General features: G+C 38.1%; 18 protein-coding genes and 1 pseudogene. 7 read left to right on the top strand and 12 right to left on the bottom strand.

Features of this window, described 5'->3' with window-relative positions; genetic code table 11:
- Window positions 1-45: 45 nt before the first annotated feature.
- The 3 genes and pseudogenes from rnr to rpiB all read right to left on the bottom strand — a co-directional run bounded on the left by rnr (window position 46) and on the right by rpiB (window position 3,568).
- Complete coding sequence (gene rnr, locus B7E04_RS03300) at window positions 46-2,202, bottom strand: ribonuclease R (protein ID WP_080777361.1); 2,157 nt, start codon at window positions 2,200-2,202, stop codon at window positions 46-48.
- 224 nt (window positions 2,203-2,426) lie between these two features.
- A pseudogene (locus B7E04_RS22340) lies at window positions 2,427-2,762 on the bottom strand (thrombospondin type 3 repeat-containing protein); the annotation flags it as partial.
- Window positions 2,763-3,133: 371 nt separating this feature from the next.
- On the bottom strand, window positions 3,134-3,568 hold the full coding sequence (gene rpiB / locus B7E04_RS03310) for a ribose 5-phosphate isomerase B (protein ID WP_062651826.1): 435 nt from the start codon (window positions 3,566-3,568) through the stop codon (window positions 3,134-3,136).
- A 555-nt stretch (window positions 3,569-4,123) separates the two neighbouring features.
- On the opposite strand from rpiB, the gene B7E04_RS03315 reads away from it, so the two are divergent.
- Window positions 4,124-5,314: a phosphoglycerate kinase gene (locus tag B7E04_RS03315; protein WP_080777363.1), complete on the top strand. Its 1,191-nt coding sequence runs from the start codon at window positions 4,124-4,126 to the stop codon at window positions 5,312-5,314.
- A 488-nt stretch (window positions 5,315-5,802) separates the two neighbouring features.
- Here B7E04_RS03315 and B7E04_RS03320 read toward each other — a convergent pair whose 3' ends face one another.
- The 6 genes from B7E04_RS03320 to B7E04_RS03345 all read right to left on the bottom strand — a co-directional run bounded on the left by B7E04_RS03320 (window position 5,803) and on the right by B7E04_RS03345 (window position 14,457).
- Complete coding sequence (locus tag B7E04_RS03320) at window positions 5,803-6,624, bottom strand: class I SAM-dependent methyltransferase (RefSeq protein WP_080777364.1); 822 nt, start codon at window positions 6,622-6,624, stop codon at window positions 5,803-5,805.
- A 117-nt stretch (window positions 6,625-6,741) separates the two neighbouring features.
- Window positions 6,742-8,604 carry a tRNA uridine-5-carboxymethylaminomethyl(34) synthesis enzyme MnmG gene (mnmG, locus tag B7E04_RS03325; RefSeq protein WP_080777365.1) on the bottom strand — a complete coding sequence of 621 codons (1,863 nt, stop codon included), beginning with the start codon at window positions 8,602-8,604 and terminating at the stop codon, window positions 6,742-6,744.
- Window positions 8,605-8,752: 148 nt separating this feature from the next.
- Entirely contained in the window at window positions 8,753-9,172 is a 420-nt protein-coding gene (ybeY, locus tag B7E04_RS03330; RefSeq protein WP_080777366.1) for an rRNA maturation RNase YbeY, read from the bottom strand.
- Window positions 9,173-9,176: 4 nt separating this feature from the next.
- On the bottom strand, window positions 9,177-11,333 hold the full coding sequence (locus B7E04_RS03335; RefSeq protein ID WP_080777367.1) for a patatin-like phospholipase family protein: 2,157 nt from the start codon (window positions 11,331-11,333) through the stop codon (window positions 9,177-9,179).
- A gap of 2 nt (window positions 11,334-11,335) precedes the next feature.
- Complete coding sequence (locus tag B7E04_RS03340) at window positions 11,336-13,783, bottom strand: bifunctional UDP-N-acetylmuramoyl-tripeptide:D-alanyl-D-alanine ligase/alanine racemase (protein ID WP_080777368.1); 2,448 nt, start codon at window positions 13,781-13,783, stop codon at window positions 11,336-11,338.
- Window positions 13,784-13,866: 83 nt separating this feature from the next.
- A complete protein-coding gene (locus B7E04_RS03345; RefSeq protein ID WP_034701111.1) occupies window positions 13,867-14,457 on the bottom strand; it encodes a thymidine kinase in 591 nt (196 codons plus the stop codon).
- 61 nt (window positions 14,458-14,518) lie between these two features.
- Here B7E04_RS03345 and B7E04_RS03350 point away from each other — a divergent pair, with 61 nt between their 5' ends.
- The 4 genes from B7E04_RS03350 to fabG all read left to right on the top strand — a co-directional run bounded on the left by B7E04_RS03350 (window position 14,519) and on the right by fabG (window position 19,116).
- Window positions 14,519-16,012: a hypothetical protein gene (locus tag B7E04_RS03350; protein WP_080777369.1), complete on the top strand. Its 1,494-nt coding sequence runs from the start codon at window positions 14,519-14,521 to the stop codon at window positions 16,010-16,012.
- Between the two features lie 2 nt (window positions 16,013-16,014).
- Entirely contained in the window at window positions 16,015-16,689 is a 675-nt protein-coding gene (gene rsmI / locus B7E04_RS03355) for a 16S rRNA (cytidine(1402)-2'-O)-methyltransferase (RefSeq protein ID WP_080777370.1), read from the top strand.
- A gap of 5 nt (window positions 16,690-16,694) precedes the next feature.
- The gene (locus tag B7E04_RS03360; RefSeq protein WP_139785328.1) at window positions 16,695-18,200 is read left to right on the top strand and encodes a WG repeat-containing protein; all 1,506 of its coding nucleotides are present in this window, start codon (window positions 16,695-16,697) and stop codon (window positions 18,198-18,200) included.
- Window positions 18,201-18,372: 172 nt separating this feature from the next.
- A complete protein-coding gene (fabG, locus tag B7E04_RS03365) occupies window positions 18,373-19,116 on the top strand; it encodes a 3-oxoacyl-[acyl-carrier-protein] reductase (protein ID WP_080777372.1) in 744 nt (247 codons plus the stop codon).
- An 88-nt stretch (window positions 19,117-19,204) separates the two neighbouring features.
- On the opposite strand, the gene B7E04_RS03370 is transcribed toward fabG, so the two are convergent.
- From B7E04_RS03370 to surE, 3 genes are all read right to left on the bottom strand, one after another.
- Window positions 19,205-20,245: a GMP reductase gene (locus tag B7E04_RS03370; protein ID WP_080777373.1), complete on the bottom strand. Its 1,041-nt coding sequence runs from the start codon at window positions 20,243-20,245 to the stop codon at window positions 19,205-19,207.
- A gap of 467 nt (window positions 20,246-20,712) precedes the next feature.
- A complete protein-coding gene (locus B7E04_RS03375) occupies window positions 20,713-21,378 on the bottom strand; it encodes a GNAT family N-acetyltransferase (RefSeq protein WP_080777374.1) in 666 nt (221 codons plus the stop codon).
- Entirely contained in the window at window positions 21,378-22,148 is a 771-nt protein-coding gene (gene surE / locus B7E04_RS03380) for a 5'/3'-nucleotidase SurE (RefSeq protein WP_080777375.1), read from the bottom strand. The genes B7E04_RS03375 and surE overlap by 1 nt, the downstream gene beginning before the upstream one ends.
- A gap of 404 nt (window positions 22,149-22,552) precedes the next feature.
- Here surE and B7E04_RS03385 point away from each other — a divergent pair, with 404 nt between their 5' ends.
- A complete protein-coding gene (locus tag B7E04_RS03385) occupies window positions 22,553-23,683 on the top strand; it encodes an MBL fold metallo-hydrolase (RefSeq protein ID WP_080777376.1) in 1,131 nt (376 codons plus the stop codon).
- Between the two features lie 396 nt (window positions 23,684-24,079).
- Window positions 24,080-26,209, top strand: coding sequence for a carboxy terminal-processing peptidase (locus tag B7E04_RS03390; RefSeq protein WP_080777377.1), 2,130 nt, complete (start codon window positions 24,080-24,082; stop codon window positions 26,207-26,209).
- Window positions 26,210-26,257: the final 48 nt, after the last annotated feature.

Raw genomic sequence — 26,257 nt, forward strand, 5'->3', positions numbered from 1 at the left:
GATGAAAATCATCCCATTTATACAAAGTTAGACTTTATGATTCAATTAATCAACAATCTTAAAGTCCAACTGTTTCTGAATAAGGTTTGCTTTTACTACTTTAATACGGACCTGATCTCCCAGCTGATATTTTTTACCGGTTCTGTTCCCGTACACTGCATGGGTTTTGCCATCATAGGAATAGGAATCATCTACCAGGTCTCTTAATTTAATCAGGCCTTCAGCTCCGTTTTCCGGTATTTCCACCCAGAAACCGAATTCTGCCACTCCTGAAATCACGCCACTGAATGTTTCTCCCAGGTGTTTTTCCATGAATTTCACCTGCATAAACTTAATGGAATCCCTTTCTGCATCGGCTGCCAGCCTTTCCATAGAACTGCAGTGTTTTGCTTTTTCTTCAAGCTCTGCTTTGCTCGGAGATTTTCCTCCATCCAGATAATGCTGCAGCAAACGGTGGGCAAGAAGATCGGGATAACGCCTGATAGGAGAGGTGAAATGGCTGTAATACTCAAAACCTAAACCGTAGTGACCGATCGGTTCCGTAGAATATACCGCTTTGCTCATACTCCGCATGGCCAGGGTTTCAATCATATTTTCTTCTCCTTTACCTTTCACGTCATGAAGAAGGTTATTTAATGATTCTGCTACTTTTTTGGTATTATCAAGATTCATTTTATATCCGAATGTGGATACAAAATCTCTCAAAGCTTCCAGTTTTGCCGGATCCGGATCATCGTGTACCCTGTAGATAAAGGTATTATTGGTAATACCTCCTTTGTGGGTGAGTGATACGAATTCGGACACTTTTTTATTGGCTAAAAGCATGAATTCTTCAATCAGGTGATTGGAATCTTTGCTTATTTTAAAATAAACCCCTACAGGCTCGTTATTTTCATCCAGATTGAATCTTACTTCACTTCTGTCAAAAGTAATTGCTCCGTTTTTAATACGCTGATCACGCATAATTTTAGCCAGCTTATCCAGTATGTTGATTTCTTCAGCAAGATCTCCCTGTCCCGTTTCTATACGTTCCTGGGCTTCTTCATAGGTAAATCTTCTGTCTGAATGAATCACCGTTCTTCCGAACCACTGCTTCTGGATCTCCGCTTTATCATTCAGCTGGAAAACTGCTGAGAAGGTATATTTATCCTCATTCGGGCGAAGGGAACATACATCATTACTCAAAACTTCCGGAAGCATAGGAACCACGCGGTCTACAAGGTAAACGGAGGTTGCTCTTTTGTAGGCTTCGTCATCAAGGATCGTTCCCGGCACTACATAATGGGAAACGTCAGCAATGTGAACCCCGATTTCCCAGAATCCGTTTTCCAGTTTTCTGATGGAAAGGGCGTCATCAAAATCTTTAGCGTCCTTCGGGTCAATAGTGAAGGTACAGATATCCCGCATATCCCATCTTTTGGCTGCTTCTTCATCTGTAATTCTTCTGTCAATTTTATCTGCATCCAGCTCAACTTCCTGAGGAAATTCATAAGGAAGGCCATATTCTGCAAGAATTGAGTGGATCTCAGTTTCATGTTCACCGGGAGCACCCAGTACCTGGATAATTTCTCCTTCAGGATTTTTATCACCCGGTTTCCATTCTGTCATTTTAACGATTACTTTATCACCGTTTTCAGCACCTCCGAATTTTGTTTTCGGAATGAAAATATCTGTATTAATCGTTTTTTTATCACAAACTACGAACCCAAAATCTTTGTGGGTAACGAGCTGGAACGTCCCGACAAACTCAGTTCTGGTTCTTTCCAATACTTCCAGTACGGAGCCTTCCAGTTTTTTTCCTTTGAAATGGTAGGTAATGATCAGAACCTTATCGCCCTGTAATGCATCTTTTACATTTTTGGAGTGGATAAAGATATCATCTTCTACACCTTCCACATTGACGTAAGCATTACCGGACTGGTTGAAATCAATGATCCCGGTTAAAGTTCCCGCAATTTTCAGGTTAATGATATACTTTCCTTTTTCCACTTCCTTAATCTTTTCAGAACCCTGAAGCCTGTGAAGAGCCTGGATCACCTGTTCTCTCTGGCGTGGGTTTTTATAATCTATTCCGTCTGCAATCTGCTTATAATTGTAGATTTTAGACGAATTGGCGTTCATGAAACGCAGGATCTGTCTTCCGATCTCTATCAATTTCTGATCGTTTTTATGACTTATATATTTGCTTTTTTTTCTTGGCATTTTTAATATTATTTAATTATTAGTATGGTAATAATCCTGTTTTGAAATTTCTTTGACTTTAAAATCTTTGAATTCAAAATAGTAGATAAAATCTCCTAAAAGTACATCTGATTTATTATCTTTTTCTTCCATGTTAAGAGATAACTTAATAAAATCACTTTCAGAAATTATTACTTCTTTAGTTTTTGCAAAGTTTCCTTTGAATTGGAATGTCTAATAGCAGGCGGGCAGCCATTCATTTCAATCTTTCCTGCAACGGTAGGACATACATCATCTTTGTCCCATACACCGTCTCCATCCGTATCCGCCCACGGACAGCCATTGTTTTCAGATGGTCCGTTGACTGCCGGACAGGCATCATCATTATCAGGGATCTCGTCACCATCAGCATCCGGCCACGGACAGCCTTTATTTTCTATAGGTCCTGCCACTTCAAAACACTGGTCATTCTTATCTGGAATTCCATCTCCGTCTGTATCCAGATACCCTTTCTGTTCCATCCATCCCTTAACATCCGGACATTCATCCAGATAAAATAAGACACGATCTTTATCTTTATCGGACAAACAAGTTCTCCGGCTGTTTTCCTTTCTGCATCTTTCAAAAGCATCTTTATCCGTTATTTCATGAGCATGGAAACAGGGTATGGCAAAAAGTAATACAACAGATACTTTGATATTCATTCAGTCTGACGTTTTCTTTATTATCAACATCATCAATTTTCCTTCCAATTTTTTAACAATGGAAATCTTAGTTGCATAAAATTACTACAAATATGGAGAAGAGGAGAGAAAAACCTTTGATTAAATATTTTTTAATATTTCAGGCCTTGTATGGAAATAATAGACGGGTAATTTTCTATCACCAGCTGCAAATATACAACATAAAAAATAAATAAGGCCTGTAGTTTGATTTACAGGCCTTTATATTTTTAGCAGAAAGCAATTTTATCTACTCGGTTCTGGTGTCTTCCACCTTCAAAATCAGTGGACAGAAACTTTTCTGCAATTTCAATGGCTACTTCCTTCGATATAAATCTCGCCGGCATAGAGATCATATTGGCATCATTATGCTGTCTCGCAAGCACGGCAATCTCCGGCATCCAGCAAAGCGCACATCTGATCTTTTGGTGCTTGTTCGCTGTGATCTGAACTCCGTTTCCGCTTCCGCAGATCAAAATTCCCAGTTCATTTTCTCCGTTTTCTACTGAAGTGGCTGCAGGATGAACAAAGTCTGGATAATCCACACTGTCTGTGGAAAACGTGCCAAAATCCTGAACTTCAAAACGTTCTGAAAGATAGTTTTTAACAATCTCTTTATACTCATAGCCTGCATGGTCTGCAGCGATAGCTATTTTTCTTTTCATAATACTTCTATTAAGTCTTTTTAGATTTTATTTCATGACAAAGGTAAGAATAATAACAAAGCCTGTGAATTCTCCGGGAGTAAATTGTGAAAAGCAATGTGAATAAGTGTGGAAAAGTTTTTTCAACTTTCTATTTTTAAAGATGAATTTATTTTGTAATGGGAAATCTGTTTAAAAATTTTAATCACAATTTTCAAAATCTTTTCTCCACTTAATCCGAAGTTTTTCCGGAATAAAATAATTAACACCGGATCTGTGGGCAAATTATCAACATCTGTTGGTAAGTCTGTGAAAATTCAGATTTTCAATATTTTATAATGTGAATTAAATATGAATTGAATTGAAATTAATTGTTACCAATTATTCTGGTAAAACTTATCCCCGAAACTAACAATACTCAACAACAACTACATTATTCTTTTTTTTTAAGAGAGAAAAAATGTTGATTAGTGGGTGAATGGGGATGGGGAAAGTTTTCCAAAAACTTTTGTTTCATTGGTTCCGCTCAAAATGTTTAAAAGCTTACATTTGTGAAAAGAAAATTCAACGATACTTATGAAAACAATCAATGATTTCAATTTTAAAGACAAGAAGGCTCTGGTAAGAGTGGATTTTAATGTTCCGCAGGATGATCAGCTGAAGGTGACAGATAATACGAGAATCACCGCTGTGAAACCAACGGTTGAAAAAATTCTTGCAGACGGAGGTTCTGTGATCTTAATGACGCATCTGGGTAGACCGAAAGGAGAGGTGAAAGATGAATTCTCTCTTAAACATATCGCAGATGAAGTTTCCGGCGTTCTTGGGCATGAAGTGAAGTTTGTGGACGAGTGTATTGGAGAAAAGGCAGAAAAGGCTGCTTCTGAGCTTCAGCCGGGTGAAATCCTATTGCTGGAGAATCTTCGTTTTCATAATGAGGAGGAGAAGGGTGATGAAGGATTCGCTGAACAGCTTGCCAAACTTGGTGATGCTTACGTGAACGATGCTTTCGGAACTGCGCACAGAGCTCACGCTTCTACAGCTGTTATTGCTAAGTTTTTTAAATCAACTAAATTTTTCGGTTTATTGATGGCTAAGGAACTTCAGGCAATTGATAAAGTGTTGAGGAAAGGGGAGAAGCCTGTAACTGCGATACTTGGAGGTTCAAAAGTTTCAACTAAAATTACCATTATAGAAAATATACTTCCTGCTATAGATAATCTGATCATCGGAGGTGGTATGGCATTTACTTTTATCAAAGCTTTGGGCGGAAAAATCGGAAATTCACTTGTAGAAGAAGATAAACTTCCTTTAGCGCTTGAAATTTTAGGGAAAGCTAAAGAGCATAAGGTAAAAGTATATCTTCCTTCAGATGCTATTATTGCTGAAGCTTTCAATAACGAAGCGGAGAGAAAGGAAGCGGATATCTATGCAATTCCTGAAGGATGGATGGGGCTTGATGCCGGGCAAAAATCAAGAGACCAGTTTAACGATGTTCTTTTAAATTCAAGAACGATTCTTTGGAACGGACCGATTGGAGTTTTCGAAATGTCCAACTTTGCAGGAGGGACAATTGCTCTCGGAGACAGTATTGCTGAAGCAACTAAGCTAGGTGCTTTTTCTCTTGTTGGTGGCGGAGACAGCGTTGCTTTCGTGAAGCAGTTTGGATATGATGATAAAGTAAGTTATGTTTCTACCGGTGGTGGAGCGATGCTTGAAAGTCTGGAAGGTTTGGAACTTCCGGGTGTTGCTGCTATTAACAATTAGGTAATATTTTATTTTATATAGAAGACCGTCATAATCTGGCGGTCTTTTTTATTTCACTAAGTTTTTTTGTTCTGAAACGGATCTCAGTAAAAATGATGAATTTCTTAAAATCAGTGAGAAATTTTGGTTGTTGTTAGAAAGTTGTGGATATCTCGTTTTATATGAAATTTATTTTGTTCATACTATTTTGCTTTAATTTTCATTCTTTTATCTGATTTCTTATTTGTGGTCAGTTTGAAATTAAAGTGTTCTGAAATATGCTGGATTTATTTTTTCTTTTTGATTTCTGAATTTTCAATCTTTTTTTTGATGCTTAAGATTACGATATATTTTTTTTCATTCTTTTAAATAGAGTAGAAGGGGAATATTGTTAAATCATCAGCTGTATAAAAATCAAAACAAAAACCTGGATTAAATCTCCAGGTTTTTGTTTTTTTAGTGAAAATTGGTGAAAATTGACCTTCAGAAATGGTTCAAAAATCGATTTTCTACCTTTTCTCGATAATATATATCAAACTTGAAAATTCGTTTGAAAAAAGCGCCTTTACGTTAGAAATCGTTCCGTAGATGATAGCTTTTAGCCAAAAAAGAGGTGATTTCTTGTATTTTTCGCTCAACATGGAGATATAAAATGAGTCAAGGACCAATGGTTTGATTTTTCTCATTTTCCAGCCTTGCTTTTTGGAAATCAGATTTTCCATACCATTTTTGGAAAAATGATAGATGTGTCTTGGAACATCATAAGCTGCCCAGTATTCTTTGTAATGCTTTGCATCATAGGAAGTAGGATTGGGAACAGCAATGATAAGAAGTCCTTTTTCTTTTAGTTTCCCGTGAAATAATTCAAGCATTTCATCCTGATTTTCTATATGTTCAAACACATGCCATAGGGTGATGGCATCTAAACTCTGGTCAGGAACGGTTTGTATGTGATCCAGGACAGTAGCTTTTGATATTTTGCTGACTGCTGCTTTTCTGGCATCTGCATCCGGCTCAAAACCAAAAGTTTCAAAATCATTTTCTATATACTTTACAAATTCTCCTGCGCCGCAACCATAATCCAAAACTTTTGATCCTTTTTTTATCCTGTCGGCAAGAATATTTTTCTTGTACTGCAGATTAAAAGACTGAAGAAATTTATAAAGCTTTTCTTTAAAACTTCCGGAGTCCTGATGGTGGGAAATATAATCTTCGCTTTCATAATATCTGGAAATATTGGATGGAATAGGGGAGGTTTTGAATACTCCCTTGGTTTCTGTTTCTTTTATTTCAAATATTTCCTGCGAAAGAAAATGATCCTTTATTCTCATTTGTATGAATATTCTTGATATTTTAAAATTAAGATATTTATAAGTTGAATTTGGGACTCATAAATACCTTAATTTTTGCTTATAATTTACAAATGTTTCACGTGAAACATTTTTGATTTAACGTCCTAAATAGACCAGTAAAACGTTAATATCAGCCGGTGAAACACCACTGATTCTGCCTGCCTGTGCAATGGTTTTTGGTCTTACATTGGACATTTTCTGTTTTGCTTCTGCTGACAGGCTAGAAAGGCTTTTATAATCAAAGTCTTCAGGAATTTTTATATTTTCCAAACGGTTAAGCTTAGCTACATTTTCCTTTTCTTTTTCTATGTAACCTTTATATTTGATATTAATTTCTGCCTGTTCCCTTACTTCGTCATCATATTTTGAAGAAAATTCTTTAATAGCTTTAATTTCATCAAGCTTTTCCAGGGTAATATTAGGTCTGGTAAGGAATTGGGCAGCTTTATATGCCTGATCTACAGGATTACTTTCGGATTTTTCCAGAATAGGATTGATGATGCCTGGTTTTAAAGAAGTTTCTCTTAAAAATTCTTCAAGTTCCTGACTCTTAGATAGTTTTGTTTCTACTTTTCTTAATCTGTCCTCTTTGGCAAGCCCTAAATCAAATGCTTTTTTCGTCAATCTGATATCTGCATTATCCTGTCTTAATAAAAGTCTGTATTCAGCGCGGGATGTGAACATTCTGTACGGTTCCTCAGTTCCTTTTGTGATAAGATCATCTATCAATACGCCAATATAAGCTTCATCCCTGTTCAGGATAAAATCTTCTTTTTCATGTACTTTATTGTGGGCGTTGATTCCTGCAATTAAACCCTGTCCTGCAGCTTCTTCATATCCTGTAGTCCCATTGATCTGGCCGGCAAAATATAAATTGTCAATTAGTTTTGTTTCTAAAGTATGTTTCAGCTGGGTAGGAGGGAAGTAGTCGTATTCAATAGCGTATCCCGGGCGGAAAACTTTTACATTTTCAAACCCTGGAATCTGCTTCATTGCTTTGATCTGTACATCTTCAGGAAGTGAAGAGCTGAATCCGTTTACATAGATTTCCACAGTTTTCCATCCTTCCGGTTCTACGAAAAGCTGGTGTCTTGTTCTTTCTGCAAAACGATTGATTTTGTCTTCTATACTTGGGCAATATCTTGGTCCGAGACTTTGGATCGTACCGTTGAACATTGGGCTTCTGTCAAAACCTTCACGTAGGATATCATGTACCGTTTCGTTAGTATATACAATGTGGCAGCTTAGCTGTTTTGTTAATTTAGGAGTGTCCATATAGCTGAACTTTTGAGGATTTTCATCTCCTTTTTGTTCTTCCATTTTGGAATAATCCAGGCTTCTTCCATCCACTCGGGGAGGAGTACCTGTTTTCATTCTTCCGGCTTCAAACCCTAAACTTACCAATTGTTCTGTAATTCCGAATGCTCTTGGTTCACCCATTCTTCCTCCGCCCAATTGTTTATCACCTACGTGGATCAATCCATTTAAAAATGTTCCGTTGGTAAGAACTACGGATTTGGCTTTTATTTCAATTCCTAAAGAAGTAACCACTCCAGCAACTTTATTGTTTTCTATAATAAGCTGTTTTACCATATCCTGAAAGAAATCAAGATTGGGAGTATTTTCTAATGCCAATCTCCACTCTTCTGCAAAAAGCATTCTGTCATTTTGAGTTCTTGGAGACCACATGGCCGGGCCTTTTGAAAGGTTCAGCATTTTGAACTGAATCGCGGATTTATCTGCTACAATGCCAGAGTATCCTCCCATAGCATCAATCTCTCTTACGATCTGTCCTTTTGCGATTCCTCCCATTGCCGGGTTGCAGCTCATCTGTCCGATGGTCTGCATATTCATTGTAACAAGCAGGGTTTTTGAACCAAGGTTGGCTGCTGCAGCTGCAGCTTCACAACCTGCGTGTCCGGCACCTACTACGATTACGTCATATATTTCTGAAATCATTTTTCTATTGCTTATTTAAAGCTTTTATTTAACTTTTTCTATCAATGTTTCACGTGAAACATTTTTGAAGAATGCGCTCCAGATGAGTTGTTATTGTAGCTAGAATTGAATACTTTACGGATTAACCTTTAAGCGATTCTTCAATATATTAAGGGTTTAGTTCCTTAAATTTAGCCAGGTATAAATCTTCCATTCTGCGCATCTCTTTTTCTTCTTCCTCCGTCTTATCCTTGTATCCTGCGAGGTGAAGAATACCATGGGCAAGGACCCTTTTTAATTCTTCTTCGTAATCTCTGGATAGAGTAGAAGCATTGTCTGAAATTCGCTGCAAAGATACGAAAATCTCTCCGCTTATTGTTTTCCCTTTTACATAATCGAAAGTGATGATATCGGTATAGTAATCATGCTGCAGATAATCCTGATTAATCTTTAGCAGATATTCATCATCGCAGAAAATATAATTGATTTCTCCTGTCTTTTTTCCTTCTGAAAGAATAATATCTTCCAGCCATTTGGTGTAGTCTGTATTTACAGATTCCGGTAAGTTTTCGTAAAAAAATTGTATCATTGTATTAAAACCAGTGTCCTAAAATAACACTGAATATGCCTTTTTGATTGTTTTTAAGTGAATGGCTGAAATTGACCTTGATCTGTCCGAAAGGTGATTTGTAACCAGCTGTAAGTCCTACTGAGCTAAAATTTACTTTAACTGCATCTTCGAAATTAATGTCATCCGAAAGATTGGCAAAACTAAAATTCCCGCTTATAAAGTAGTTTTTATTGAATTTAAACTGCAGATCATTGGAAATTTGTACCACATTATTGGTATTAAGCTGGGCAAAATAGAAACCTCCGAAGCTTTTGAAATTAATTATATTCTGTTCAAAGATTCCGCCAAGCCTGTATCTGTAAAATTCAGGTAGATCATCACCAATGGTAATACCTCCATAAAGATTCAGACGGTAGGTAAATTGTTTGGATAGGGGAATGTTTAGCCTGATATCAGCTTTTACCTGTATGATTCTCTTTTCAACCTCAGATTTCAAAAGATCAACTACTTTACCTTCAGCATTGATGAAAATGCCCCTGGTAGGGAAGTCTTTGTCGTTCTGGGTATCGCTCTTTAGGAAGACATAAGGATTGAGAAAACGCATAATCCTTTCATTTTGTCCATTGATTTCTGCTGCAAAATAATCGTGGCTGATCCCGCCGCCAATGGCAAATTTATCTTTCCAGACGGATTGTATAAAAGCTTCATTTCTGAACCATTCCCACTTATCTACTATATTATTGTCAATATTTTTCAGATCGAAACTCATTCCAGAAGAATAAATTCCAAAGCCTGGAATATAACCGTTATCAATAAAATAATTCAGATAATATCTCGGTTTATCACCCACTACCACATCAAGTGACAGGTTTGAGTTTTTGAATAAAAGACGTTTTCCGGAGTAATTAAGGAGAAGTCCTGTTTTAAATACTTCATCGTAATGCAGTCCGACTTTTAAGAAATGGCGGGCTTCATCCTCAGTAACGTATAGCTTAAGATAGTTCGCATCATTGTCCGGAATAATATCGTAATTGATAAAGCGGTAATTGTTGGTGGCCACCAGCTTATCGATCTTTTTATTGATGCTTCCATACGTCTGCATGGAAGGAAGGCGAAGTCCCATTTTCCCCAGAACATAGTTTTTACCGTAAATACGGCCTCCATCCAGGGAAATGCTGTCAATCTTATATACATTGGAATATATTGGATTTACGCGCTCTCTAAGTCGGTCAAACGGCCTTTTTGGAAGCTGATCCAGAATCTTCGTGTATTTCATCCCTTCTGCATAGCCGCTGTCAAGAATTTTCTTTTTCTCATCGTAACTGGTTGCAGTCATGCCTTTCAGATTCGGTTTGATATTGATGTCCGTATATTTATACTGTCTCCTTGTATCTCTTTTAATACCGAAATCAATAACCTGATTGAGAATCGAAATAATATTGCTTAAATCCTCTCTTTTTGATAAATCCTGGTTAAGGTCCACTCCGATAACTATATCGATTCCTTTGTCCTTTAATGGCTTTGAAGGGTAGTTCACCGTCATCGCTCCGTCTATATAAATGCTGTCGCCAATTTTTACGGGGTCCATCAGGGAAGGAAAGGCGGAACTCGCCATAATAGACTGTACAAGATCCCCTTTTTCAAAAATTTCCATATTACCGCTTTCCAGATTGGTAGCCACACACATAAATGGAATGGGAAGCTTCGAGAAATCATCAATATTGGAAACATTTTTAAAAAGTTCCTTCAGGAGATATACATTTCTCTGGCCTGAGCTTATAGAAGAGGGAAGGGAGATCTTTCCGTTTTTAAGAGGAATTGATAAAAGATATTTATCTACGGATTTATTAAAGAAAGAGGATTCCTGCCTGGATTTCGGATCCATAATCAGAGAATAGAAATCCGTATCCATGACGATCTTTTCTATTTCTTTCCCCGAATATCCGGAAGCATACAGTCCGCCTACGATGGCACCCATGCTGGTTCCGGCAATATAATCGACTTTTACTCCGAGGGAATCCAATACTTTCAGTACTCCGACATGTGAAAAACCTTTGGCGCCGCCACCCGCAAGTGAAAGACCTATTCTGGGATTTTTTGGTATGACGAGATCCTTTTTCACCTGGGAATGGATCATCATAAGCTGGAATACGAAGAGAAGGATCAGGAGTTTTCTCATAGCTAGTCTTTTATATAAATCCGTTTCACCCGGGGCGAAATGGAGGTTAACACTTCATAGGTTATTGTTTTGCAGTAGTCTGCGAATTCTTTTAAACTTGGTTTGGCATTAAAAACGGTGACGGTATCACCTTCCTTTACATTCGGGATCTGGTCTACATTGATCATCATCATATCCATACAGATATTTCCTACAATGGGTGCTAATGTTTTGTTAATGCCTACATTTCCCACCTGATTCCCGATCAGTCTTGGAATGCCGTCCGCATAACCAACCGGGATGGTAGCTATTTTGGCAGCATGATCCGGTTTATATTTTCTGCTGTAGCCTACGGATTCCCCGGTAGCCACCGTTGAGATCTGTGAAATTACGGTTTTAAAACTGACTACAGACTGTAATTGTTTCTGTATTTCACTGTTTGGTGATTCTCCAAGCATTCCGATCCCGATTCTTACCATATCATACTGATGTGCGGTATAGCTTGTAATTCCGGAAGAATTAAGAATATGACGCAGGGGAGTGTAACCTAGTTTTTCAATCAGATAACCAGAATTTTTTTCAAAAATTTCAAGCTGTTTCATTGTAAATTCTCTTTCTTCAGGTACGTCAGAAGAAGATAGATGGCTGAACAGGCTCTGAACCTTTAAATTTTTCACGCTTAATGTTTCGCTGAGCTGATCCAGTTCAAAATCCTTAAAACCAAGACGGTGCATGCCGGTCTCAAGCTTAATGTGGATAGGATATTTTTTGTCATTTCCGGATTTCTGCAATGCCTCATAAAATAAGTCCAAAACCCTGAAACTGTAAATCTCAGGCTCCAGATTGTATTCTATAATCGTTTCGTAGCTGTGTTGCTCAGGATTCATCACAACAATAGGTGTAGTGATTCCTTTTTTTCTTAGTTCTACACCCTCATCTGCATAGGCAACTCCCAGATAATCAATATGATGATGCTGTAAGAATTCGGAAACTTCGTAACTGCCTAGTCCATAAGCGTTTGCTTTCACCATGGCCATCATTTTCGTTTCCGGTTTAAGCAGAGATTTATGATAGTCGATATTGTGAAGTATGGCATTCAGATTCACTTCCAGAACCGTATCATGCTTTCTGAGCTCAAGAATATCTTTAAGCCTTTCAATCTCAAATTTCCTGGCTCCCTTGAGCAGGATAATCTGGTTTTCCAGTTCCGTAATATGCTTGCTTTCAATTAATTCCTGAGTGCTGACGAAAGTAGAGGTTTTAGCTTTAAATAATTCACTGAATTTTGATATTTCATCACCGATCAGGAATACAGAATCAAATTTCTGGTCATTCACCAACTCGGAAACTTCTTCGTAAAGCTCCTGCGAATTGGTATTCACCCCAACGATATCGGTTAATACTAGGGACTTTTTAGATTTCTTATATTCATTCAGGAACTGCAGGGCAGTTTTAAGAGAATCAAGATCCAGATTAAAGGAATCATTGATGATGATATTATTTTTTATTCCTTCAATGGCTTCCAGCCGCATTTCCACAGCTTTCAGGGAATTGATCTTTTCGATGATCTTCTGATTGTCAATATTCAGTTTCTTCAGGACTGTGATCAATGCCAGAGCATTGGTTAATGTAGCTTCATCCCTCTGGTGAACAGGAAAAGAAATTTCTTCATCAAAATAAACAACCGTGATGTTTTCATCCCTGGAAATATTTTCTTTGATGAAGACCTGGTTTGTCTTTTTAAAACCGTAGGAAATTAATTTTTTACCTGAATAGAGTTCACCTATCTTTTTATCAACCAAAGCATTGTCACCATTGTAAATAATGGTTTCAGAATGCTTAAAAAGTTTTATTTTTTCGTCGATCAATGCTTCTTCAGATTCAAAATTTGCCGCGTGGGCGTTCCCGATGTGGGTCAGCAGACCGATCCGGGGATGGAACATATGTTCCAGTTTCTCCATTTCGTCCGGCTGTGAAATTCCTACTTCGAAAATTCCAAGCTCATGGGAGTTGTTGATCTGGAGCAGAGAAAGGGGAAGGCCTATTTGGGAATTAAAGCTCTTGGGACTTTTTACAGTCGGAAATTCGTTCCACAGGCACTGATACAGCCATTCCTTTAAAATGGTTTTTCCGTTGCTTCCCGTAATTCCGATAGAGTTAAGGTGAGAATTTTCGAAATGATATTTCGCCAGTTTCTGAAGAAATTCAACAGAATTTTCAACGATGATCCAGGTTACATGCTCAAACTGCGCATGCTTGTGTTCCGAAATGATCACGCTGATACCGCGGTCCACTGCAGATTCAATGAATTTTTCACCGGAATTCTTATGCGTATTGATCGCTATAAATGCCGTATTTTTCGTTGAATAAATAATTCTGCTATCAAACGCTATATTTCTGATCAACAGATCATTGTCACCCATGATTTTTGCACCGGTGATCTCTGCAATTTGTTGTACTGTATAATTCATTAATTCCTCCTTCTTTATTTTTGAATAGATGTCCGTTTTGGCATTTTGCAGTTTTGCCTTTTGGCTATTAACAAGGGTTCTTCCTATTTTTTCTTCTTTAAAAGCACTTCGTCAATAAAAACACGGCGGCTTACCGCTTCATAGCTTTCTGTTTCACCCAGCTCTACCAGGTTATTTCCCTGAGAAATTCTCATGGAGTAGTTGGCCAGATTACCCGTTCTCTTGCAAATAGCATGCACTTTTGTTACGTATTCTGCAGTAGCCATCAGATTGGGCATGGGCCCGAAAGGACGTCCCAGAAAATCCATATCAAGACCGGCCACCACCACTCTTACGCCGCTATTGGCGAGCTGGTTGGCAATATCAACAATGCTTTCATCAAAAAACTGGGCTTCATCTATTCCCACCACATCACAGTTAGAAGCCAGCAGAAGGATTTCATTGGGATTATCTACTGCTGTACTGCGGATTTTGTTCTGATTATGAGAAACCACGTCCTCTTCAGAATATCGTGTATCCAGTCTCGGTTTAAAAATTTCCACGTTCTGTCCCGCCATTTCCGCTCTGCGCAATCTTCGGATCAGTTCCTCGGTTTTTCCCGAAAACATAGAGCCACAAATAACTTCCATCCAACCACTTTGTTTGGAATGATTAATTGTATTTTCTAAAAACATTTGTTAAATTAGCCGTATATTTTTAAGATCAAAAGTAAGCAATTTTAATAAGATTCTTATTATGCAGAACATCCAAGATTTAAAGGAAAAAATTTTTTTTGAATCCAAAAATATCATCGATATTTTGGAGAAAATAAACAATGTAGACGAATTACTTTCCAAGCAGGATCTTGTAGATGAGCTTGCCAACAGGATCTCTTTTTTGAGGCTTTTGGAGAAAAATATAGAGTATTTTGTAACGGATCATCCACAGCAGAACTCAGAAAACCAGCTGAGTTCCCTGAATTCTGATGATGTACATGAGTCTCATCATGAGGTAACGGAAGAAGAAGCTATTTTCAATAATGAGTTCAATGAAATTGACGAAAACGAAGGTGAAAATTTTGCTGCCGGATCATTAGATGAAGATGAAAAATTCAACCATCAGGTGGAAGAAATCATGGAAAATGAACTTCACGAAAGCATGATCAACTTTGCTGAAGAAAACTATGGTTCTGATCAGGATAAAAGTGTTCAGGCACAGGCATTGGATAATGTTACGGAAGAAGAGGTAGTTTTCAACAACCAGCTGAATGAAATTGATGAAACTGAATCTTTCAATCCTGATGAAAAAGTATTCAGTTTTGTTGATGAAGAAAGGATTCTTGCAGATGCCAAACCGGATAATGATGAAGATCTCAATGAAGATTTATTCATCAGCGAGGTTACTGAAGAAGAGGCCGTTTTTAACAATCAACTCAATGAAATTGACGAAGATGTAGAAAATGTTTCACATGAAACAACTGCTTTACATGATTCCGAAAAAGATACACAAAACCATACCAATAAAGACCAGACAGAAAGAATTCCAAGTATTTTCGATACCGAGATGCTGGAAGATGAAATCCTGATCGAGGAAAACGAAGAGCAGTTCGTAGTATCCAGTGCTGCGGTGGAGCAGGGAGAAATGCTTACCGAAACCTCTAATGTAGAAAATATTCTGAGCGAAATAAAGCATGATTTTCCTTCCGAGGAAAAAGAAGAAACCATTCTTGCGGAAATACACGACAGAAGAAAAATCGTTGAAATAGACAAACCACTTCCTGAAACCGAAAAAGAAAAGCCGGCTTCTGACGAAAGCTTTGAAGATCTGGATGCCTATCAGCAGGAGAAAAAAATAAAACTGGCCAACATTAAAGGATTGAAAGCGGTGCAAACTCTTTTTGATGATGACCCTCTGGAAAGGGAAATCCCAAAAGAAAAACCGGCTCCGGAAATAGAAGTAAAAGAGGAGACCGGAAGTATTCTGAAAACAAATATCCCTACCAATTTTATGGAGGCAGATAAAGTAAAACCGCAATTCAGGCTGGATCTCAATGACAGGATAGCGTTTTCCAAAATGCTTTTTGGCGGCAGCCAGTCGGATCTCAACGAAACTGTTTCCCGTTTGAATGAATTCAGAAACCTGGAAGAAGCAAAAGAATATCTCAGCGATCTGTATTATGAAAGAAAGTGGAGTAAAGTAGATGAATATGCCCAGAGACTCTGGATATTGGTAGAAAATAAATTCTTATAATTTTGAGCGGAATCTTATATTTTGTTCCCACACCCGTCGGGAACTTAGAAGACATGACCTTCAGGGCAATAAAAACCCTAAAGGAAGTTGATTATATTTTATGCGAAGACACAAGGACTTCCGGAATACTTTTAAAGCATTACGAGATCTCAAAACCTTTAAAATCATATCATCTTCATAATGAACACCAGGCCACTGAAAAAGTGATCGCTGATCTTAAAAACGGGCAGAATATTGCCATCATTACAGATGCAGGAACTCCGGGAATTTCAGATCCGGGGTATCTTTTAGCAAAAGCAGGAGCAGACCATCATATTGAAATGATCTGCCTTCCGGGAGCAACAGCTCTGATTCCGGCGCTTGTGGTTTCCGGTCTTCCCAACAATGAATTCCTGTTTGCAGGCTTCCTTCCGCAGAAAAAAGGAAGACAAACCAGGCTGAAACAGCTGGCAGAAGAGAAAAAAACCATTGTTTTATACGAAAGCCCGCATAAGATCAATACCACTCTGGAGCAGATCAGGGAATTCTTCGGTGAAGAAACCAAAGCCAGCCTAAGCAGGGAAATTTCTAAAAAATTCGAAGAAACCAAACGGGGAACGATCAGTGAATTAATTGAATTTTCCAAAAGTAAAACTTTAAAAGGCGAGATTGTTCTGATCGTAAATAATTCCATTTAAATTCATTGAAAAAGTTAGTTTTCGCACTGTGTTCATCAGTGTGTATGGCCCAGACCAACCAGTATACCAAAATTCTTTTATCAAAAAAGATTGGGAAAGAAGTATATTCCTATTCTGAAGGATATGGAACAACTTATGATTCAAAAAATAAAAAACAAAGTATTGTAGATTCATTGGGGAATATCACTTTTGAATCTCCCTACAGCATTTCACATATCTTTAAAAACAGATTTGTTCTTACTTCCGCTCAATCTGCCAGAATTCAATCTGCTATTATTGACGAAAAAGGGAACGAGCTGTTTCCTCTGGCTGAACAAAGCTTTAATACTCCATGGCTGAGCAAAAAGTGGATCATTTCTTCAAAAACAGGAAAAGAAGCACTTTACGATTATAATGGGAAAGAAATTATTGCTCATGCAGAGCGTATCCAGTTTGCAGGAGAAGACCGTTTTTTTGTTCTGAAGGACAAAATCTGGAATTTATATGATCTTAATGGAAAACAGATCAGCAGCAGAAATTTTAAAGAGAATTATCACTTCGAAAACGGCAGGACTTTAATCGTTAATGAAGATCAGCAAAGCGAAATTATTGACCTGAATGGCCAAACCTTACACAAATTTTCAGCACAGATCTATAGTCTGGCTGCTTATCCCTATCTGATAACTAAAAATAAAGCAACCGGAAAATACGGGCTTGTAGATCCTGAGGAAAATATCCTTGCTGAAGAGATTTTTGATGATGCCGCACCGGAATATTTTGGAGCTAAAGAATATGTTTATCTCAGAAAAAAAGGAAAGGCAACAATTTTTAATAAGAAGGATAAAAAGCTTTATCCGAATAATTTCAAATACTTAACTCCTCTATTCAATGGTCTTTTCAGTGTTTATCATGATAAATTAAAGAAAAGCGGTGTTGTGAATCTTCAGGGTGAACTTGTTGTTCCCCAGGAGTATGATTTTGTACAAAGTTTCAGTATTTCCGGAAGAGATTTTATCTACCTAAAAAATGAAAAAGAAGAAAAATTCCTGGATAAAGACCTGAAGAATATTCTGGAAAGCAATACACAGGTGATTGCTTTCTATCCCGATCAGCTGATCATCAGAAAACAGGATGCTTACTACAGGTTTTCAGTGTCAGATGGGACTGTATTACCGTTAAAGGATATTATTTCCATCAAAAAGCAGGAACCGGATTTCTTTAATATATTCAACCTGTATTCTAAACCGGTAGTCTGTAAAAACAATGCCAATCTGTACGGGATAATGGATGAAAACGGTAAAGAAATCGTTCCGTTTATCTACGATGATATTATTGTTTTTGAAAATTCGGAGAATGAAATTGTAGTCAGGAAAAATGATAAATATGGAGTTGTAAATTTTCAGAACGAGCCTTTGAAGGAGATTATATACGACAAATATTACTGGCAGAAGGAAGTTTTGAGGCTGGATAAAGACAAAAAACAGGAGATCCTGTATTTCACAAGATTTAAGAATAGAGGCTCACTGTTATGAACTATGATAAAAAGCAGTTAAAAAATTTAACTAATTTGATGATTTGGAATGCATTGAATAACAATTTATAATATCTTTGCGCACTGCTTAATTAGTATAAAATTAAATATGCTAAATTGCCGTTTTTTTAAGACGGAAGTATTTACTAAGAATATAATTATCAAGAGATATGATGAAACTATTAGAAGGAAAAGTAGCACTAATTACCGGAGCTACAAGAGGAATCGGAAAGAAGATCGCTGAAATGTACGCTGAACAGGGTGCAAAAGTAGCATTCACTTATGCCGGCTCTGTAGAAAAAGCTCAGGCATTGGAAGCGGCTTTAAGTTCTGTAACCCAGATCAAGGGATATCAGTCTGACGCATCAGATTATAATGCAGCTCAAAAATTAATAGATGATGTAATGGCAGAGTTCGGGCAAATTGATATTCTGATCAACAATGCAGGAATCACAAGAGATAACCTATTGTTGAGAATGACTAAAGAAGACTGGGACAAAGTAATGAGAATCAACCTGGATTCCGTATTTAACCTTACAAAAGCGGTGATCAAGCCGATGATGAAAGCTAAATCAGGATCTATTATCAATATGACTTCCGTAGTAGGAGTCAGCGGAAACCCTGGACAGTCCAATTATGCAGCTTCTAAAGCGGGAGTAATCGGATTTACAAAATCTATCGCACTGGAACTGGGATCAAGAAACATCAGATGCAACGCCATTGCTCCTGGCTTCACAGAAACTGAAATGACAGCCGATCTGGATGAGAAAACACTTCAGGCGTGGAGAGACAGAATTCCTATGAAGAGAGCAGGGCAGACCAGCGACGTGGCCAACGCCTGCATATTCTTAGGAAGCGAAATGGCTTCTTACATTACAGGACAAACTCTGCACGTAGACGGCGGAATGCTGACCTAATAAAACTAAAATCGGCTGTACATCCTTTGTACAGCCGGTTTTATTATGATGATCTGCTTTATATGCAAAATCAGCGTGATTCCAGTTTTTAATCTGTAAAGATCTGGTTTTCCTGCTCCTGAACCCTGATAAAAGTAGTCCTTTTGGACAGTTCTTTCAGCTTGGAAGCGCCCACATAGGTACAGGTAGACCGAACACCGCCCAAAATATCTTTTACCGTTTCCGAAACAGGACCTTTATAATCTGCCTTTACTGTTTTTCCTTCTGAGGCACGGTACTCAGCAACCCCTCCGGAATGCTTGTCCATTGCAGTTTTGGAACTCATTCCATAAAACAGGCGGTATTTCTTTCCGTTTTCTTCAATGATTTCTCCGCCGCTTTCATCATGCCCGGCAAACATGCCACCCAGCATTACGAAGTCTGCACCTCCACCAAAAGCTTTGGCTACATCTCCGGGAACTTTACAGCCTCCGTCAGCAATAATATGGCCACCAAGCCCGTGGGCCGCATCAGAACATTCGATAATGGCAGAAAGCTGAGGATAACCAACCCCTGTTTTTACGCGGGTTGTACATACAGAACCGGGGCCGATGCCTACCTTAATGATATCTGCGCCCACCAGAAGAAGTTCTTCCACCATTTCTCCGGTCACTACGTTTCCTGCCATAATGATCTTATCAGGAAAATTAGCCCTTGCCTTCTTCACAAATCCTACAAAATGCTCAGAATAACCATTCGCTACATCAATGCAGAGAAACTCGATTTTTGGGTGCTTTTCGAGGATCGTTTTAAGTTTTTCTTCGTCTGCCTGTCCGGTACCGGTACTTAAGGCGATATATTGGTAAATACTTTCCGGCTGACTTTCCAGAAACCGGGTCCATTCATCCGGGGTATAATGTTTATGAACGGCTGTAATAATTTTGTCTTTGGCCAGCTCTACGGCCATTTCAAAAGTTCCTACCGTGTCCATATTGGCCGCAATCAGGGGAACACCGCTCCATTTCTTTTTAGTATGTCTGAAAGTGAATTCTCTTTCAAGATTTACGTCTGAGCGGGATTTTAATGTGGAACGTTTGGGACGGAACATTACATCCTTGAATCCAAGCTTTATATCATATTCTATTCTCATAATTCGCGAAAAATTAATAAGAATAAATGTAGGGAAAAGTTTTCAGGAAAAGCAGAGAAGGGAGGGTTTTATGGATTTTTTAACCTGAAGGATTAAAAAGGCTGGGAGTGGGAGGATGGGAGCGAGAAGTTCTGGAAGGATTCAGATCAAATAACTCACATTTCTCACCAATTTCTGCAACTCCATATAAATATAAACATCTGTGAAAATATAGGCAACTATGGAAAGAAAATTAATAATAAAAGGAAATAAAATTTAAAACCACTAACGAGAATTTAAGTTTTTAAGAATATTAAGTTTGAGCTTTGTTTTAAAAGAGCATCGCTCAAAAAATTTTTAGATTTTCCTTAATAATTCTTATCTCCTTCATAAATCTTAATGTTTAAAATCTATCCGCAACCATCTGTGAAAATCTGTGTAATCAGTGGTTAAAACAAACAATTTCAATATAAAAAAGGGCAGGAAAATTATCTTTTCACGCCCCATAAGTTTATTATTCCTCTATGCCTAAAGCCAAGCTTTTCATACAGTATTTTAGCACCGGTATTGCTTTCCGCCACATGAAGGAATGGTGTTTTTCCATCCTCAAAAATTTTCCCGGAGACAAAAGCCACCAGCTGTTTGGCCAGTCCTTTTCCAAGATGATCCGTATCTGTAATCACCGCACTTACTTCCGTCATGTCATTCATCTGCATTCTTTCACCGGTAACGGCAGCGAGTTTTCCGTCTTTAAAAATCCCGAAATAACGGCCCAGTTCCGGAGTTCTGGCTTTAAAATAATAAGGATAGAATTTCATCACGAACGCCAGAAGCTCTTCATGATTCTCTTCTTTCAGCTCAATAATTTCTTCTGTTATATCAATCTGAATGGGATTTTCAAGAACGTACTGATCACACACAAGCTGTGACAAATCTGTCTTTGAATTCTTGAAATCGGGCTTCGCGCCAAAAATCAGAAAATCATTGCAGATCTTTGCATACTCATTGATCTCCTGTTCTTTGGAAACCACAGCAGCTCCACCAAAAGAAGCTACTTCAGGATTGTAGAATTTCGTATCTCCAAAATTGAAGCAGAACTTTTTATGGTATTCATTAAGCGAATGATAAACAGGATTGTTCAGCTTTTCGTACATCAGTCAAAATTCATTACTTCCTCAAGAGTTTTCATGTATTCGTAAGCCGTAAGGTCGAACTTTACCGGAACAATAGAAATGTATCCGTTAGCAAGAGCCGTTTCATCAGCATCTTCGGATTCATCCATATTGTTGAAATATCCGGTCAGCCAGTAGTATTTTTTTCCATGAGGATTTACTCTTTCATCAAAGCTTTCTTCCCATTTGGCATTGGCCTGTTTGCAGACTTTGATTCCTTTGATTTCTCCAGCGGTAAGCTTAGGAATATTTACGTTCAATACAATTCCTTTAGGCATAGGATTTTCCAATGTCCTTCTTACAATATTCTGGATGTGTTCTTTGGCCTGTGTAAAATCTGCTTCCCAGCTGAAATCAAGAAGGGAAAAACCAATCGCAGGGATTCCTTCCACACCCGCTTCTACTGCGGCAGACATCGTTCCCGAATAGATCACATTGATAGAAGAATTGGCTCCATGATTGATCCCGGAAACCACAATATCCGGCCTTCTGGTCAGGATTTTGTCGAGGGCCATTTTTACACAATCTACAGGGGTTCCGCTGCATGAAAAATCAGTCTGCGGACCATCCAGGGTTACTTCTTCGTAGCTTAAGGTAGAATTGATTGTAATAGCGTGGCCTTTTCCACTTTGAGGAGAGTTGGGTGCTACCACAACAACTTCTCCGATTTCGTTCATAAATTGTATAAGATTTCTGACACCAGGGGCAGTGATTCCATCATCATTCGTTACCAGAATAAGCGGTCTTTCCATAAAAAGTTTAATTTTAAAAGGGTATTTGGCATCAAGTGCCGTAAGAAAACTCCTTTTTGTCTATCCTGACAAAGAAGAAAAATTTTCCGCACTTCAAATTTAGCTAAAAAGTTTTGAAGATAAATGGAATTGAGGAAATATAGTTTTGCCTGATGATCCTTTTAGGCATATTCTGTAATTTTCTGATTGATAATAGCTTTTGAGAAAATCAAACTTACAATTCATTATAGAAATTTGTACATCAGATTTACCAATCAAAACTGTGGGGATGAATGTATAGTATGGAAGTTCATAATAAAAAAAGTAATCGGCTGGAGTTAGCCGTCATTAATTCAACCAAAACGTAAACATGCTTAAGCTTAGCAAAAGCCTACCAGAAATATTGAACATAAAACATAAACCTGATGAAAAAATTGAAAAGAATACTCAAAAGAATAACCGTTGGTGTTCTTTGTATCATCACAGTACTGGCAACGGCGACTTATTTTTATATGAAGCAACCTCAGTTTGGAGCTTTGCCGGAAGGAGAAAGACTCGAACTCATAAAAAATTCTCCCCATTATAAAGACGGCAAATTCCGAAACCTTGTAGAAAAACCAACGATATCGGAAGGCTATAGCATCACAGGAGAAATCTGGGAAGTGCTTACCAAAAAATTCCCTCGTACAGAACCGGTAGACGCACTGCCTTCAATAAAAACCGATCTTAAAGCTCTTCCCCGGAACAGAAATGTGATGGTTTGGTTTGGGCATTCCTCCTTCTTTTTGCAGGTGGATGGGATCCGGATTTTGGTGGATCCCGTATTCAGCGGACGAATTTCTCCGCTTCCCGGAAAACCCTCAGCATACAAAGGAAGTGACATCTATTCAGTTGCTGATATACCGGAAATAGATTATGTGCTGCTTTCCCATGACCATTATGATCATCTTGACTATGAAACCGCAAAAGCACTACAGCCAAAAGTAAAATATGTGGTTTGCGGTCTGGGCGCCGGTGCCCATTATGAAAGATGGGGCTATACTGCGAAACAGATCATTGAAAAAGACTGGGGAGAACATGTGGATGTGAAACCCGGCTTTACGATCTTCACCGAAAATACCCATCATGACGGCGGGAGAGGATTTAAAAGTTCCCAGGCGCTGTGGCTGTCATTTTACATTCAGTCACCGGATATGAATATTTATTACAGCGGAGACGGAGGTTACAGCAGCCGTTTTAAAGATATCGCGGCAAAACATCCACGCATTGACTGGGCTGTGATGGAATGTGGCCAGTATAACAAGGCATGGCAGTCTGTGCATGAGCTGCCTCAGGAGGTAGCATTGGCTACGACAGAGCTTAAAGCTAAAAACCTGATTCCGGTGCATCATTCCAAATTCACTCTTGCCAAACATCCATGGGATGAGCCTTTGAAGGAAATTACAAAATATTCACGGGATAAAAAGTACAGGCTGGCTACTCCTATGATTGGGGAAGTTGTGAACCTTGATGACAGCGCACAGGTGTTCAGACAGTGGTGGAAAAATGTTAAATAAAGTAAGGAAGTTGGAAGAAGGGGACGGAAATTATCAGGGATATAAGAACACTTATGGCAGCTTTTTCATTTTTTCAGCATGGTTCAATTCTGGAATTTTAAGAAATCTATTTCCAATCATAATTTAAGCATCCATTGTGTTGATCATAGTTTTCATAACCCAAGCTCAGGTTAAAATAAAGTCAATAGATCAATGGGTAATCGTTTGATTATGAATTGTATATTGTCATTCTGAGAAAATGATGTTCATCATGTGGAATTGCTTTTGGTAAAAAACAGATAAAACTAGTCGATAATTATAAATAAGGTATTAAATTTGATAGTTTGTAACAGCGAATTATTTGCTGCTACTAATTGTAGTATATATTTTAAAAAAATTAATAAATAAAGACAGTTTATGTGGAAAAATTTCAAACTGAATAAATTTTTACTCCTGATTCCATTGACAAGTCTAATGTTTTGTTTCAACTCGCCAAAGAATGACGACGAAAAGATGCAGACGATCATGGTGAGCGTAAAGAATACACTTTCTTATCTACATTACAGCCCGAAACCCATCAATGATGCCTATTCAAAGGACGTTTATAAACACTATTTCGAGCTGGTAGACCCCGCAAAAAGATATTTTCTTCAGTCTGATATGGATGAATTCAGCAAGCACGAAACAAAGCTTGATGACTATATCAGCCAGGGAGACCTGATATTTTATAAAACAACCATCGACAGGCTTTATCAAAGGGTGGATGAAATTGATAAAATCACCCAGGATATTTTCAGCAAGCCTATCAATCTGCAGGAAGATGAAACCTATGTTTTTGAACCTAAATTAAAGAAAGCTCCTGCCAATAAGCAGGAACAGTACAATGAATGGAGAAAATACATCAAGTATTACATTCTGCAGGAGGTAGAATCTATGAACAGCAAAGAAGAAGCTCAGAAAGAAAAGAAAGATTCTGTTCAGAAATACAAACTGAAAGATACCATCAAGTTTCAGCCGCTCACTCAGGATCAGAAGATCAAAAAAGCGACCGATGAAGTGAAAGACCTTGTGAAAGATACCTTTACAAGATTCAAGAAAAGAAAGAAAATGGATTGGTTTACGGTGTATATGAATGCCTATACAGAAGTATTTGATCCGCACACCAATTATTATTCTCCAAAAGACAAAGAAGATTTTGACACTCAGTTTACAGGAAAAGTAATCGGTATCGGAGCGATTATCCAGGAGAAAAAAGGAAACCTTTATCTGGGTGCTCTGACCATCGGCGCGCCGGCATGGAAATCGAAACAGCTTAGCGAAGGAGATAAAATACTAAAAGTAAAATCCAAGCCGAAAGATGATGCCGTAAATGTAGTGGGAATGCTTTCCGATGAAGCCGTAAGACTCATCAGAGGTGAAAAGGGCACACCGGTAACATTAACCGTTCAGAAAAAAGACGGAACCATCAAGGATGTAACGATGATCCGTGAAGAAGTTGCGATAGAAGATACGTTTGCAAGAAGTATCGTGGTGAACTCTCCAAACGGAAAAAAATACGGATTTATCAACCTTCCGAGCTTTAATGCGGATTTCGAAAATGCCAAAGGAAGAAACGCTTCTGATGATATCAAAGCTGAAATCCTGAAGCTTAAACAGCAGAATATTGAAGGAATTGTTCTAGATCTTAGAAATAACGGTGGAGGATCATTAACGGAAGTAGGAGATATCATGGGACTGTTCATGGATGCCGGACCTTACGTACAGGTTAAAGACGGAAACGGAAAGATCCAGACCTTAAAAAATAAAAATGAGACACCGATCTGGACAGGTCCACTGGTGATTATGCAGAACGAGCTTTCAGCATCTGCTTCTGAGATTTTAGCAGGAGTAATGCAGGATTACGGAAGAGCAATGATCATCGGTTCTCCGCAATCATTTGGAAAAGGAACTGTACAGACGTTCGTAGACCTGAACAGATTTTTGAATACAGAAGATGATTTTGGATCTTTAAAACTGACAATTCAGAAGTTCTACAGAGTTACAGGAGAATCTACACAGAGAAAAGGAATTGTTTCAGACATTCAGATGAAAGACTTCTTTACTTACGCAGAAGTAGGAGAGCGTTATGATGATTTTGCTTTGGCTTGGGATAAAATTCCGGGAACGAAATTCGAAAAACTGAATTATTTCAATATCCAGGCCCTTGAAAAAGCAAGTGCAGACAGAATGGCTAAAAACAGCAATTATCAGCTTCTGCTTGAATCGGCACAGTGGAGAGAGAAACTGGATAAAGAAGAAAGCATTACGCTTAACATTAATAAATTCAATGAACTCATGAAGCAGAGAAAAGCCCAGATCGAGAAGTTCAAAGCTTTAACCAAGTTTGAGAACGGTCTGAAGTTCATGATGTACCCTGGTGAAATTGAAAGAGAGAAAAAAGATGAAGCTTTCAAGAAAAAATCTGAAATGTGGATCAAGAATCTTAAAAAGGATCCATACTTACAGGAAGCTATGAATATCGTTTCCGATATGGGAACAAAATCATAAAACAAAAAAAACGCTGATGAAAATCAGCGGTTTTTTTTGTACTCTTTA

The organism is Chryseobacterium phocaeense, assembly GCF_900169075.1.
In the GTDB taxonomy this organism is placed as follows: domain Bacteria; phylum Bacteroidota; class Bacteroidia; order Flavobacteriales; family Weeksellaceae; genus Chryseobacterium; species Chryseobacterium phocaeense.

What these genes read in the sequence shown, in the direction of transcription:
- rnr (WP_080777361.1), bottom strand. Translation starts at nt 2,202, where the DNA reads ATGCCAAGAAAAAAAAGCAAATATATAAGTCATAAAAACGATCAGAAA.
- rpiB (WP_062651826.1), bottom strand. Translation starts at nt 3,568, where the DNA reads ATGAAAAGAAAAATAGCTATCGCTGCAGACCATGCAGGCTATGAGTAT.
- B7E04_RS03315 (WP_080777363.1), top strand. Translation starts at nt 4,124, where the DNA reads ATGAAAACAATCAATGATTTCAATTTTAAAGACAAGAAGGCTCTGGTA.
- B7E04_RS03320 (WP_080777364.1), bottom strand. Translation starts at nt 6,624, where the DNA reads ATGAGAATAAAGGATCATTTTCTTTCGCAGGAAATATTTGAAATAAAA.
- mnmG (WP_080777365.1), bottom strand. Translation starts at nt 8,604, where the DNA reads ATGATTTCAGAAATATATGACGTAATCGTAGTAGGTGCCGGACACGCA.
- ybeY (WP_080777366.1), bottom strand. Translation starts at nt 9,172, where the DNA reads ATGATACAATTTTTTTACGAAAACTTACCGGAATCTGTAAATACAGAC.
- B7E04_RS03335 (WP_080777367.1), bottom strand. Translation starts at nt 11,333, where the DNA reads ATGAGAAAACTCCTGATCCTTCTCTTCGTATTCCAGCTTATGATGATC.
- B7E04_RS03340 (WP_080777368.1), bottom strand. Translation starts at nt 13,783, where the DNA reads ATGAATTATACAGTACAACAAATTGCAGAGATCACCGGTGCAAAAATC.
- B7E04_RS03345 (WP_034701111.1), bottom strand. Translation starts at nt 14,457, where the DNA reads ATGTTTTTAGAAAATACAATTAATCATTCCAAACAAAGTGGTTGGATG.
- B7E04_RS03350 (WP_080777369.1), top strand. Translation starts at nt 14,519, where the DNA reads ATGCAGAACATCCAAGATTTAAAGGAAAAAATTTTTTTTGAATCCAAA.
- fabG (WP_080777372.1), top strand. Translation starts at nt 18,373, where the DNA reads ATGAAACTATTAGAAGGAAAAGTAGCACTAATTACCGGAGCTACAAGA.
- B7E04_RS03370 (WP_080777373.1), bottom strand. Translation starts at nt 20,245, where the DNA reads ATGAGAATAGAATATGATATAAAGCTTGGATTCAAGGATGTAATGTTC.
- B7E04_RS03375 (WP_080777374.1), bottom strand. Translation starts at nt 21,378, where the DNA reads ATGTACGAAAAGCTGAACAATCCTGTTTATCATTCGCTTAATGAATAC.
- surE (WP_080777375.1), bottom strand. Translation starts at nt 22,148, where the DNA reads ATGGAAAGACCGCTTATTCTGGTAACGAATGATGATGGAATCACTGCC.
- B7E04_RS03385 (WP_080777376.1), top strand. Translation starts at nt 22,553, where the DNA reads ATGAAAAAATTGAAAAGAATACTCAAAAGAATAACCGTTGGTGTTCTT.
- B7E04_RS03390 (WP_080777377.1), top strand. Translation starts at nt 24,080, where the DNA reads ATGTGGAAAAATTTCAAACTGAATAAATTTTTACTCCTGATTCCATTG.